At 71.9% G+C, this 12,222-nt stretch carries 10 protein-coding genes; 4 read left to right on the forward strand and 6 right to left on the reverse strand.

Translation table 11 applies throughout. The features are described from left to right. Window positions 1-57 precede the first annotated feature (57 nt). Genes LPC08_RS06525 through LPC08_RS06540 form a run of 4 tightly spaced genes read right to left on the reverse strand, consistent with a single transcriptional unit; the run spans window position 58 to window position 3,800 of the window. Window positions 58-915 carry a fumarylacetoacetate hydrolase family protein gene (locus LPC08_RS06525; protein ID WP_230451905.1) on the reverse strand — a complete coding sequence of 286 codons (858 nt, stop codon included), beginning with the start codon at window positions 913-915 and terminating at the stop codon, window positions 58-60. Then, window positions 912-1,475 carry a MarR family winged helix-turn-helix transcriptional regulator gene (locus LPC08_RS06530; RefSeq protein ID WP_230451906.1) on the reverse strand — a complete coding sequence of 188 codons (564 nt, stop codon included), beginning with the start codon at window positions 1,473-1,475 and terminating at the stop codon, window positions 912-914. The genes LPC08_RS06525 and LPC08_RS06530 overlap by 4 nt, the downstream gene beginning before the upstream one ends. Beyond that, entirely contained in the window at window positions 1,475-2,545 is a 1,071-nt protein-coding gene (gtdA, locus tag LPC08_RS06535) for a gentisate 1,2-dioxygenase (RefSeq protein WP_230451907.1), read from the reverse strand. Before gtdA ends, LPC08_RS06530 begins: the two co-directional genes overlap by 1 nt. 37 nt (window positions 2,546-2,582) lie before the next feature. Beyond that, window positions 2,583-3,800: an FAD-dependent oxidoreductase gene (locus tag LPC08_RS06540; RefSeq protein WP_230451908.1), complete on the reverse strand. Its 1,218-nt coding sequence runs from the start codon at window positions 3,798-3,800 to the stop codon at window positions 2,583-2,585. 214 nt (window positions 3,801-4,014) lie between these two features. On the opposite strand from LPC08_RS06540, the gene LPC08_RS06545 reads away from it, so the two are divergent. The 3 genes from LPC08_RS06545 to LPC08_RS06555 all read left to right on the forward strand — a co-directional run bounded on the left by LPC08_RS06545 (window position 4,015) and on the right by LPC08_RS06555 (window position 7,811). Next, window positions 4,015-4,986, forward strand: a complete 972-nt coding sequence (locus LPC08_RS06545; RefSeq protein ID WP_230451909.1) for a tripartite tricarboxylate transporter substrate binding protein — start codon at window positions 4,015-4,017, stop codon at window positions 4,984-4,986. An 85-nt stretch (window positions 4,987-5,071) separates the two neighbouring features. After that, the gene (locus LPC08_RS06550) at window positions 5,072-6,082 is read left to right on the forward strand and encodes a C-terminal binding protein (protein ID WP_230451910.1); all 1,011 of its coding nucleotides are present in this window, start codon (window positions 5,072-5,074) and stop codon (window positions 6,080-6,082) included. Window positions 6,083-6,623: 541 nt separating this feature from the next. Further along, a complete protein-coding gene (locus tag LPC08_RS06555) occupies window positions 6,624-7,811 on the forward strand; it encodes a fatty acid desaturase (RefSeq protein ID WP_230451911.1) in 1,188 nt (395 codons plus the stop codon). Between the two features lie 123 nt (window positions 7,812-7,934). Here the strand turns inward: LPC08_RS06555 and LPC08_RS06560 are convergent, their stop codons facing one another. Together LPC08_RS06560 and LPC08_RS06565 are read right to left on the reverse strand one after the other, a co-directional pair. Further along, on the reverse strand, window positions 7,935-9,311 hold the full coding sequence (locus tag LPC08_RS06560; protein WP_230451912.1) for a sensor histidine kinase: 1,377 nt from the start codon (window positions 9,309-9,311) through the stop codon (window positions 7,935-7,937). Next, a complete protein-coding gene (locus LPC08_RS06565) occupies window positions 9,308-10,501 on the reverse strand; it encodes an FIST signal transduction protein (RefSeq protein WP_230451913.1) in 1,194 nt (397 codons plus the stop codon). The genes LPC08_RS06560 and LPC08_RS06565 overlap by 4 nt, the downstream gene beginning before the upstream one ends. Window positions 10,502-10,743: 242 nt before the next feature. Between LPC08_RS06565 and LPC08_RS06570 the strand changes: the two genes are divergently transcribed. After that, window positions 10,744-12,144 (forward strand): glycosyltransferase family 4 protein, encoded by a 1,401-nt coding sequence (locus LPC08_RS06570; protein ID WP_230451914.1) that lies wholly within the window; start codon window positions 10,744-10,746, stop codon window positions 12,142-12,144. The last annotated feature ends 78 nt before the right edge of the window (window positions 12,145-12,222 follow it).

Consider the following 12,222-nt stretch of genomic DNA (forward strand, 5'->3'; position numbering starts at 1 on the left):
CCATCCTGGCTCCTCCCTTGCCGGGCGGCGGTCCCGGCCGCCTCCCGCCTTGCCGGCTCAGGCCGCGCGGATGGCCACGTCGAGGCTGCCGATCCGCTCGATCGTCGCGGTCAGCCGGTCGCCCGGCCGCACCGGTCCGACGCCTTCCGGCGTGCCCGTCATCAGCACGTCGCCAGGCTGCAGCGTGTAGAAGGAGGAGGCGAAGGCGATCAGCGCCCGCACGGAGAGGATCAGGTCCTTCGTGCGCGCCTTCTGCCGTGGCTCGCCGTTGATCTCCAGCGAGAGGCCGACATCGCCCGGATCGCCGAACTCGTCCGCCGTCACCATCCAGGGGCCGAGCAGCGTGTAGCTGTCGATCGACTTGCGCAGGCTGCGTTCCTCCGGCCCGCGCACCGTCATGTCCAGCCCCAGCGTGTAGCCGGCGATGTGGTCCAGCGCGTCGGCCTCGGTGATGTTGGTGCCGGCCTTGCCGATGATCGCCGCCAGCTCGATCTCGTGGTCGTTGCGGCGGTCCGGGAAGCGCAGTGCCACGCCCTCCGACATGCCGACGACGGAGCTGGTGGCCTTCAGGAACAGCCCCGTCTCCTGGATCTTGCGGACATGCGCGGCGGAGAAGGTCTCCGGCTCGGCGATCGCCTCGTCCAGATGCGCCTTGTAGTTCACCGGCGCGGCGACGACCTTGCCCGGGTTGGCGACGGGCGCGAGGAAGCGGACGGCGGCGACGGGCTTCGCCGGGGCCGTGGCGGCGGCGTCGCGCAGCGCGGGCCGCAGCTCCGGCAGGGCGGCGACCAGCGGGTCGAAGCGCGGCAGCGGCACGCGATAGGCGGGCAGGCGTTCGAGCACGGGCGTCACGTCCCGCACGCTGTCGCCCTCCACCACACCCAGGCGGTTGTCGTCGAAGAAGCAGAGCTTCACGGCTGGTCTTCCTTCCTGTTCCGGACCGCGGCAGCCCCGGGCTGGGATGCGAGGTCGGCAATCACCTCATGGCTGCGGCGCACCACGCGCTGCAGCAGGTCGAGCAGGAGCGTCCGCTCCCCTGCCGAGAGGTCGGCGAGCAGCGCATCCTCGCGCTCCGGCACGAAGCGGCGGGCGGCGCCGGCGGCGGCTTCGCCCTGCGGCGTCAGGTGCAGGGCGTAGGCGCGCCGGTCGTCCGGCCGCCGCTCCCGCCGCACCAGCCCGTTGCGCTCCAGCTTGTCCAGCGCCTGCAGCAGCGTCGGCCCCTCCACGTCCATCAGCCGCGCCAGCGCCGCCTGGGTCAGGCCGGGGCTGCCGGACAGGGTCATCAGCATCCCCGCCTGCATCGGCGTGACATGCGGACCCTCGCCGCGGAACGCCTGCTGCCAGTGCAGCGCGAACAGGGTGTGCGCCCGCCGCAGCTGGTAGCCCACCAGGTCGCGCACCGGCAGCGGCGGCTCCGTCTCCGCCGCCGCGTCCGGTGGAAGGGGGCGCCGTCGGGCGCCGGCGGCGGGCGGCATCAGGCCTGGCCGCGCTCCTCGCGCCACAGGCCCAGCTTCTCCTGCGCCACGCGGTCGGAGGAGCAGAAGAGGAAGCAGTCCTCCTCCGCCTCGAAGGCGCGCCAGGTCCAGTTCGGCACCACGAAGATGTCCTGCGGCCCGAAGGGGATCCGCTGGTCGCCGATCCGCGCCACGCCGCGGCCCTCCGCCACCGCGACGACGATGCCGTCCGTGCTGCGCAGCGCGGCGGTGCCGGTGCCCGCGGGGACATGCGTCATCCAGGAGGCGATGGTGGGCATCGCCCAGCCGCCGTCCATGGGGTTGGCGTAGCGCAGCGTGGCGGACCAGTGCGGGTCCAGGGAGCCCGCGGCCGCGACGGAGGCGAGCGCGGCGCGGGTGCGCTCGAAGGGGTAGTTGAAGATCGGCGAGGTGCGGCCGAACGGGCTGCCCCCTTCCACCGGCAGCAGCCCGGCGCCGTAGCGGGCCAGCGCATCGCCCTCCGGCCGGCCGATCGACTGGGCCTTGTCGTTGTGGTGCTCGGAGAAGCCGCTCTCGAAGAAGTTCACCATCGGCAGGTCGAGGATGTCCATCCACAGGATGGGCTCGCCGCTCTCGTTGCCGTGGTCGTGCCAGGCCCAGGAGGGGGTGATGACGAAGTCCCCCGCGCGCATGGTGGTGCGCTCGCCCCCCACCGCGGTATGGCCGCCCGCGCTCTCCAGCACGAAGCGCAGGGCGGAGGCGGTGTGGCGGTGCGCCGGCGCTACCTCGCCCGGCATCACCAGCTGGATGCCCGCATAGAGCGTGGCGGTGGCGCGGGACTTGCCCGGGAAGGCCGGGTTCTCCAGCACCAGCACGCGCCGCTCCGCCTCCTCGGCGGTCAGCAGGCGGCCGGCCTCCATCAGGTAGGGGCGCACCGTCTCGTAGCGCCAGAGATAGGGGCGGGGGGTCGGGCGCGGCTCGGGCGGCACCAGGCCCTTCAGCACCTCCCAGAGCGGGGCGAGGGATTCCCCGGCGATGCGGCCGTAGAACTCCTCGCGCTTCGCCCGGGTCGCCGCATCGGGCCCGGGGGCCGTGGCGTGGTCGTCTGGCATCCTGCTCCTCCCTGTTTCGCGGCCCGCCTGCGTCTCGTCAGGTGATCGCCGCCGCCTCGCGCACCGAGTTGATCATGGAGGTGTTCATCAGGTGCGCCTTGGCGCGCACCGGATCGGCCGCCAATGCGCGCTGCTCCTCCAGGCGTTGCCGCCGCACCGCCGGGTCCTTCTCCTCCAGCAGCGCCTTGTTGCGGATGCTCATCGCCTGCACCGCCCGGATGTTGATGGGGCGGCGCTGGCGGTCATAGAGGTCGAGCAGCGTGTCGCGGTCCGCGCCATCGTGCCAGATGCGGGCGAGCTTGGCGGCGAGGTTCACCGCATCGTGCACGCTGCCGTTCAGGCCCAGCCCGCCGAGCGGGTTGTTCACATGCGCCGCATCGCCGGCAAGGATCAGCCGCCGGTCGGCGAAGCGCTGCGCCACGCGCTGGTGCACGCGGTAGACGGAGGCGTATTTCAGCGTGAAGCGGCCGCCGGGCGGCTCGGGGCGCGCGCTCTCCAGCAGGTGGAAGAGGTGGCGCTGGATGTTCTCCGGCCGCAGCTCCACCTCCTCCTCCGCCTCGGGCGGGATCGGGTAGGCGATGCGCCAGAGGCCTGGCGGGCCGGTGTCCGGCACGTGGAAGACCGCCGCCCAGGCCTCCGGGTCGGCGATGTAGCCGGCGCCGGAGAAGCCCAGCGCGCCGAGGTCGAAGGTGGTGCTGGCGACCAGGAAGCGGTCGGGCCAGGTGAAGCCCTCGAACTCCACCCCCATGGCCTTGCGCACGACGCTACGCGACCCGTCCGCGCCTATGACGCAGGAGGCCCGGATCGCCTCCCCCTCGCGCAGGGTGACGGTGGCGCCCGAGCCGTCCTGCGCCACCGTCTCCACCGGCGCGGCGAAGCGCACGGCGACGGAGGGCGCGGCCTCCCGGATGCGGTCGAGCAGCAGCGGCGTCAGCCGGTGCTGCTCCAGGTGCAGGCGGTAGGGATAGGGCGTCTCGTCCTGCAGCAGCGAGAGGTCGAACTCCGCCACCACCCCGGCCAGGCGGTCGCGGATCTGCCAGGTGGGCACCTTGATCCCCGTCTCGTGCATGCGGCCGGCCACGCCGAGCGCGTCCAGCATCTCGATCGTGGGCGGGTGGTAGGAGCCCGCGCGCAGGTCGTGGGTCAGTGCCGGCTCCGCCTCGAGCAGCAGCACGGGGATCCCGGCCAGCCCCAGGGACAGGGCGGCTGTCAGCCCGGTAGGACCGGCGCCGACGATGACGATCGGATCGGGCAAGGGACGGTCTCGCTCCCGCTTGGCATTCATTAGGTATCCTATCTATAAGGTTCCCTTACGAACGGCGCAAGCCTCCCGCCGCGACGGTGATCGCGGCGGGGCAGGGGAGGCGGCGGCCTGCCGGGGCGGATGCCCCGTCGACAGAGGCGCCCCCGCCCCGGCAGGGTGTCGCGCAGGGTGCCTGCCAAGGGCCGAGACGAAGGAGGAGACGACCATGCTGACCCGCAGGCGACTGGCGGCCACGGCCGCGCTGCTGCCCCTTGCCGCCACCTGTCCCGCCCTGGCCCAGCCGGCCATCGACGGGCCGGTGACTCTGGTGGTGCCCTATACGCCCGGGACCGGGCACGACATCCTGGCCCGGCTGCTCTCGCCCTTCCTGACCGCGCGGCTGGGCCATCCGGTGGTGGTGGACAACCGCGCCGGCGCCAGCGGCAACATCGGCAGCCAGGCGGTGGCCCGCGCGGCCCCGGACGGGCGGACGCTGATGCTCCAGGGCAATGCCTTCGTCATCAACCCGGGGCTGGTCGCCCAGCTCCCCTACGACCCGGTGGCGAGCTTCACGCCGATCATCGAGCTCACCACCGCCGAGCTGGCCCTGGTCGTGCAGCCCGACCTGCCCGTGCGCGACCTGCGGGAGCTGATCGCGCATGCGCGCGCCAATCCGGGCAAGCTGGACTACGCGTCGCCCGGCAACGGCACGCCGCAGCACCTGTCCATGGCGCTCTTCGGCCTCACCGCCGGGGTGGAGCTGAACCACGTGCCCTATCGCGGCTCCGCCCCGGCGGTGCAGGACCTGATCGGCCGGCGCATCGCCCTGATGTTCCTGCCGGTCCACACCGCGCTGCCCCTGGCCCAGGCCGGGCAGATCCGCCTGCTGGCGGTGGGCGGCGAGCACCGGGCGGCGGCGGCGCCGGACCTGCCGACCATCGCCGAGGCGGGGCTGCCCATGCCGCCGGTGAACCTGTGGTACGGGCTGCTGGCGCCGGCGGGAATGCCGGCCGAGCTGGTCGCGCGGCTGAACGCGGAATGCAACGCCTGGCTCCGGGAGCCTTCCACCAGGGCGGCCCTGCAGGCGCAGGGCATGGTCGCCGCGGGGGGCACGCCGCAGGCCTTCGCGACGCTGATCTCGGGCGACCTGCAGCGATGGGCCAAGGTCATCCGGGAGGCGAAGGTCAGCGCCGACTGATCGCGGCAGGGATGCGGGCCCGGCGGTTGCGCGCGGTGGGGCTGGGCCGCATCCTCACGGAATGGAGAGGGGGATTCCGCCCGACATGACGCTGACCGTGCTCGAGCCGGAGGGCATGTATCCGGACACGGCGCTGGAGCGGAAGGTGCTCGGCCCGGAGGTGCGGCTGCTGCAGGGCGGCGGGGCGGCCTCCCTCGCCGATCTGCCGGACGAGCTCTGCGCCCAGGTGGACGGCCTTTTCATCTTCCGCCACTGGCTGCGCGCCGCCGACATCGCGCGCTTCCCCCGGCTGAAGGCCGTGGTCCGCATGGGGGTGGGCTATGACCGGCTGGACCGCGACACGCTCGACGCGCGGGGTGTGAAGGTCTGCAACGTGCCCGACTACGGCACGATGGAGGTCGCGGACCACGCCGTCGCACTGGCCCTGTCCCTGCGCCGCGGCATCATCCTGCACCACGAGATGCAGCGGGCAGAGCCGCCGGCGCCCTGGGCCTATCTGGACCATCCGCTGATCCAGCGGCCGCAGACCCGGACCTTCGGCGTGCTGGGCCTCGGGCGGATCGGCACGGCCGCCGCCCTGCGGGCGAAGGCCTTCGGCTGGCGGGTGGTCTTCTTCGACCCCTACCTGCCCAACGGGGTGGACCGGGCCCTGGGCATCGAGCGGGTCCGCACCATCGAGGAGCTGTTCTCCACCGCCGACACCCTGTCCATCCATACCCCCCTGACCCGGACGACCAGGGGCATGGTGACGGAGCGGCTGCTGCGCCTGATGCCGGCCGGCGGCGTCGTGGTGAACACGGCCCGCGGCCCGGTCCTGGACATCGACGGCCTGTACGCCGTGCTGAAGGACGGGCACCTGGCCGGCGCCGGGCTGGATGTCCTGCCGCAGGAGCCGCCGGTCGAGCCGCTCCCCGCCCTCCTCTCCGCCTACCGGGCCCGGGAGCCCTGGCTGGCGGGACGGCTGGTGATCACCCCGCACAGCGCCTTCCATACCCGCGAGGCGTGGGAGGACATCCGGGTCAAGAGCGCCGAAACCATGCGCGATGTGCTGGTGGACGGCTTGCAGACCAACGTCATCCCGCCGGGCAGCGACTGAGGCGGCCCCTGACGGCCCTACCGGAGGTGACAAGGTGCCGCCCGCGCGGTGCCCGTCGCCGGGGCGGCTCCGACCACCCCGGCGACTCCGGCCGCGCCGCAGGCAGGGCCTTTCCCCGGTGCCTGGGCGGGGGCCGCGTCCACGGGATTGCAGAGGTTCCGGGCAACGGCTGGCAGGGGCGCGTCACGCCGACTCGCCAAGCGGAGGTGGCGCCCATCCCAGGGCCTGGGTTGGAGCCATCGCCGGCGTGCAAGCCGATGCGGAGTGCCTGACAGAACAGTAACGGATGACGGGTGGCCATCATCTGAGAAAGACACAACGAACGGTAGAAGGAGTTGCTGAAAGCATATTTGATTAAGAATAGTCTCGCTCGGTAATACGTATCGACTGAAAAAAGACTGTAACCACATCCGTAACGAGCGTTTAGTATTTGAATACCCGCATAGATTGATTGTCGCAGAATTCCTTACGTCTGGTGCAGATTGAGCCGGCTGGCCTAACTGCCAGCCATCCGGACGACCAACGGGAAAAGGAACCTGCCGTGCACTATCAATCTCATGCCCCGGCCCCCGCCCTCGACACGCTGTCGAGCCTGCCGCTCCGCAACGACCCCAGGGCCCGCATGGCCGCCGCGCTGCCCGGCTGGATGCAGCCTTTCCTGACCTGGGTCACCGCCAAGCCCGCCCCGGGGGAGGAGGCGCCGGAGCGCCACCCCGCCAGCTTCGTCGCCAGCGGCCTGGCCGCCATCCTCGGCGGCGCCGCCCTGACCCTGGCTGCGCTGATGCTCGCCCTGCCCTGGTGGCTGGCGGCACTGCTGGTGACGGCGGGCCTCACCACGACCTGCTCCGGGCTGGGTCTGTACCAGGTGGTCATCTTCCACCACTGCTCGCACGGTACCGTCTTCGCGACACGGGAGCGCAACCGGCAGGTCGGACGCATCGTCTCGGCCCTGCTGCTGTTCACACGCTTCGAGGACTACCAGCGCGACCACATGCTGCATCACAGCGCCAACAAGCTGCTGACCGAGGAAGACGAATTCACCGGCTTCGTCTTCGGGGTCTGCGGCCTGGAACCCGGCGTGCCGCTGCGGACGCTGTGGCGCCGGGTGATCGTCAACCTGGTCTCGCCCGCCTTCCATATCCGCTTCCTGCGACGGCGCCTGAAGGCGGCGATGTTCAGCGGCGACCGGGCACATGACTGGATGGCCCGGGCGGGCGTCGCCGTGCCGCTGGCGGCCGCGGCCGTGACGGGGGCCTGGGTGCCCGTGCTGGTCGCCTGGTTCCTGCCGCTGACCGTGCTGCTGCAGGTCGCGACCGTCTTCCGCATCCTGTGCGAGCACCGCTTCCCGGACGTCGATCTGATCCGCGCCCGCGGGAAGGCCTTCGTCTGCGCCTCCACCACGGGCGTGTTCCCCGGCGCCATGCCGCCGGACCGTTCCCCCGCCAGCCTGGGTGGCCTGACCGCCTGGGGCTGGTGGTGGGCCCGGATGCTGGTCGGCGCCGTCTTCGCGCGGGTCTTCGTGCTGGTGGGCGACGCCCCCTGCCACGACTTCCACCATCGCCGCCCGGCCACCAAGAAGTGGACCCAGTACAGCCACGCCCGGCAACAGGACCTGGATGCCGGCTCGCCCGGCTTCCCCGCCAACTACAGCGAGAACTGGGGCCTCATCCGGGCCGTGGACCGCAACCTTGCCACCCTGGCCGCGACGCCGCCCGGCGTGGTCGCCTGACCAGTGAGGCGCCGACGCGGGGGAGACGAGGATCGCCACACCCGTGGCATCCTCGCGGGGCGGGTGGCCACGGAAGGTCCGCCCCGGAGGCGGCCGCCGCGCGGAGCCACGCGAGGGCGGGTGCTAGTCGGCCGCGGCGGGCGCGTCGGTGCCGCGATGCACGCGCTGCGGCGGCAGATGGACCATGACCGTGGTGCCCACGTCCGGCGCGCTGCGGATCACCAGGCTGCCGCCATGCGCCTCCGCCAGGCCCTTCGCGATGGGCAGGCCGAGCCCCGTTCCCGGCGAGGCGCGGGTCAGGGGGTTGTCGATCTGCTGGAACGGCTCCAGCGCTCGCGGGATGTCCTCGGCGCGCATGCCGACGCCGCTGTCGCGCACCTCCAGCGAGAGGCCGTTGTCCGGGGTATCGGCGACCGCCAGCACCACGGTTCCGCCCGGCCTGGTGAAGCGCATGGCGTTGCTCAGCAGGTTGTCGAGGATCTGGCGCATCCGGGTGCGGTCCACCCGGATCCACACCGGCTCCTGCGGCGTCAGCGCGGAGACGCGGATGCCGCGATCGGCCGCGACCGCCAGCGAGGCGCCGACCGTCTCCTCCACCAGCTCGGCGGCCGGGATCCAGCGCGCCGCCAGCGAGGCCCGGCCGCGCGAGAGGGCGGAGTAGTCCAGGATCTCGTTGATCAGCACGAGCAGGTGCTGCGCCGAGGTGAGGATATGCCCGTTGTACTGCCGCGCCTGGTCCGTGGTGACCGCATAGGGGGAGGAGGGCGCCATCATCTCGGAGAAGCCGATGATGGCGTTGAGCGGTGTGCGCAGCTCGTGGGTCAGCGTCGCGAGGAAGCGGGAGCGGGCGGTGCTCGCCTCCTCGGCCACCTGCTTCGCCTCGCGCATGGCGACCTCCGCCCGCTTGCGCATCAGCACGTCGACGTAGACGGAGAGGGCGCCCTCCACGAGCTCCTGGTCCCCCTCCTCGAAGGGGCGGCTCACGTTGCTCTCGCTCTGGTTCCCCAGGATCAGGGCGAGGCCCGAGGCCGCGTCGTAGGCCCACAGGATATAGGGCAGGCGGAGGATCCCGGTCAGCTCGTAGGCCGGCGGCTCGATGCGCGTCTTGGACGTCGTGTAGAAGAAGGCCGGCCGGGTGGAGAGCAGGACCGGCGGCGAGGCGTCGCCCGTCAGGCCGAGCCGGTGCGTGACCACGAACTGCCCGCTGCCGTGCGGCACCTCCTGCAGCAGCGCGGCGCGGTCGCACATGGCGTTCTCCAGCACCACGCCCAGCATCGGCCCGCCCAGCTCCTCCGGCGAATCGATGCCGTCCGCCAGCCGGTAGGCCTCGCGGATCAGCTTCGCCACCGTGCGGCTGCGCCGCGCCTCGCGGAAGGCCTGGCTCTGCTCCTCCTGCAGGCGGAGCAGCCGGGCGCCCAGGGCGTTGCACTCCCGGCGGTAATAGGCGAGCTCGCGCTCCAGCGGTCCGGAATCGGGCAATGGCAATGGCAGTGGCTTCATGCCCGTCGTCGCAGCACCGACAGTACCCCGGTCCAGTCGAGTGGCCGAGAATAGCCCTGGAAGGGAGCGATCTCCACGCCCGAGTAGAAGCCCGCGAAGGGGATGCGCGGGGCGAAGTCGCGCAGCACCAGCTCCGCCTCCTCGACCGGGGCGCCGCTGCGGGCGCTCGCCCGCCCGGCGCAGTCGATGTAGAGGGCCAGGAGGTTGTCGCCGTCCCGCACCGCCTCGTTGAGCGCCGCGATCCCCTCCGTGACGGATTCCAGCATCAGTGAGTTGTCGCGCCCCATGATCTGCACCTTGGCGCCCAGCTCGAAATCCGGCTCGAACAGGGTGACGGAGCCGGTTTCCGGATTGGCGCGCAGGATCAGCCGGTTGACATAGGCGTTCTCGTCATAGGGCGCGAAGGGGTCGCCCTGCTTCTGGCCCAGAGTCGCGAGCAGGGAGAGTTCCTGCCCCTGCGCCTCGCCCAGCGGCAGGCCGAGCATGCGCTCGATCACGCCGAGCGCCGGCATGCCGTCCAGCTCGTAGACCTCCGCCCCGTCGATCCGGGTGATCTCCATGAAGGTGCTGACCGGCCGGCAGCCGTGCAGGATCACCGTCTCCGCCTCGATCCCGGGCGGGAAGACCAGGGCGAGGGCGAGGTGGTGCCGGCAGCGCTCGCCATCGAAGACCCAGCCATCCGACAGGTTCATGTCCGTCAGCAGCCCGCCGCCCAGCAGGCAGACGCGGTGGCCGCCCAGCCCCTCGTGGAAGCCGCGCACGATCCGGCTGGCGGGGTGGAGCCGCAGGGGCGGGCGGCTGGCCACGCTGTCGTAGAGCACCACCACCACCGCATCCTCGGCGGCGACCTCCCGCACGGCGGCACCCAGGGTCCGGCCGGCGGCCTCCTCGTCCTGCCCCAGCTCCTGGGTCACGGTGCGGGGCGTGACCTCCGCGCCCTGGAAGCCGACGAGGAGCAGCTCCAGCCCGCTGTAGCCATAGGCCTCCCGGGTGATCGCGCCCGCGGCGGCCCCGCCGTAGACGGGCGCGCCGCCCAGCCGGTCCCGCAGGGTGGGCAGGACCACGTCCGGATCCAGCTTCCCGCCGCAAAAGGCCAGGACGAGATCCGGCCGCGCCATGCCGAGGGATGCGACGCATCGTTCGACACAGACCCGCGGGTCGATGTGCCGGTGATAGGCGACGCGGATCACAGCGGGCTGGCCCTTTTCATCCTCGGCTTGTCTGAGTTTGTGACTGCCTTTCGAGCACAACCTGCCTTGCGTGGCAAAGAGTTCATGACTACCACCGGTTAGGTGCACGTTTCGTTACAGGCCTTGATGGTGCCCAGGATGCCGCAATGGTTCCACGTGCTCATTGACCTGTGATGAAACACCTTTCACGTTGCATCGCACAGCCCCGTTCTTCGGGGCCCGCAACGGCGGGGAAGGAGCGGATGAGAAGCTCTGAGATCATTCCCGGCCTGCTTTGCGGTGCAGACCAGGACCCGATGCTACCCTACGTGGTGCTGGACGTCTCCCGCCTGCTGGCCTGCGGCGGCAAGGCGGCGCCGTCGGGCATCGACCGCGTGGAGCTGGCCTACGCCCGCCACTGGGCCATGCGGCCACAGGCGGATTGCAGCTTCGTCACCATGTCGCCCTCCGGCGCCTGGTGCGTGGTGCCCTCCGGCGCGGTGCGCGATCTGGTCCGCTGCCTATGCGAGGCCTGGTCGCGGGGTGGGGACCTCGCCTCGGCGGAGGCGGGGGCGGCCCGCCGCCTCGCCCGGCGGCTGCAACTGCGCGCGGCGCTGGGCTTCGGCCGTCGCGAGATGACGGCCGTGCTGGCGCGCCCCGGCGCTAAGGCTTTCCTGCTGGTCTCCCATCGCGCGCTGGAGCGCCAGGAATCCATCCGCGCCCTGCGCAGCCGGGGATGCGCCTTCGTCCCCCTGATCCACGACCTGATCCCGGCGACGCACCCCGAATATGCCCGCCCCGGCCAGTCGGGGCGGCACCTCCGCCGCATCGGCACCACGGTCTCCCTGGCGGACGGGGTCATCGTCAACTCCCGGCATACCGCGGCCGTGCTGGCCGGGCACATGCGGCCGCGGGCCCTGCCGCCTCCGGTGCTCGTCGCGCCGCTGGGGATCGAGGCGCCCCGCCCGCCGCTTCCCGCCCTGGCCACGGGGCCTGCGTCGAACCCCTATTTCCTGATCCTGGGCACCATCGAGCCGCGCAAGAACCATCTCCTGCTCCTGCATATCTGGCGCGACCTCGTCGACCGCCTCGGCCCGGAGACGCCGCGCCTGCTGGTCCTGGGACGGCGTGGCTGGGAGAACGAGAATGTCGTGGACCTCCTGGAGCGCAGCACCACCCTGCGCGGCGTGGTGCAGGAGATGGGGTCCCTGCCGGACCGTCAGGTGTGGGAACTGATGCGGGGCGCGCGGGCCCTCCTCTTCCCCTCCTTCGCCGAGGGCTTCGGCCTCCCGCTGGGCGAGGCGCTGGCGCTCGGCGTGCCGGTGATCGCATCGGATCTGGCGTCGTTGCGCGAAGTGGGCGGAGACGTCCCGGAGTACCTCGATCCCCTCGACGGTCCGCGCTGGCGGGAACGGATCCTGGCCTATGCGGCGCCGGGCAGCGCCGCGCGTGCCTCGCAGCTCGACCGTCTCGGCGGCTGGCAGCCACCCGGTTGGGACGAGCATTTCCGACGCGTGGAGGTGCTGCTCGCCCACATCACCGCCACGGAGGTGCGCCCGGCGACGACAATGCCTTTTCCCGCCCGCGATGCCGCCGAGCCCTGGGAGGCCGGGCTGGTCCTGGCGGACAGGGTACCGGCCCTTGCGGCATTGCAACGCACGTAAGATTCATTATAAAATCGTAATTAGTGAGCCGGATGAATCAAGATTCTGGGCGGGGCGGCGGGCGGGCCCGACGAGCTC

It is taken from the genome of Roseomonas sp. OT10 (assembly GCF_020991085.1).
Classification (GTDB): domain Bacteria; phylum Pseudomonadota; class Alphaproteobacteria; order Acetobacterales; family Acetobacteraceae; genus Roseomonas; species Roseomonas cutis.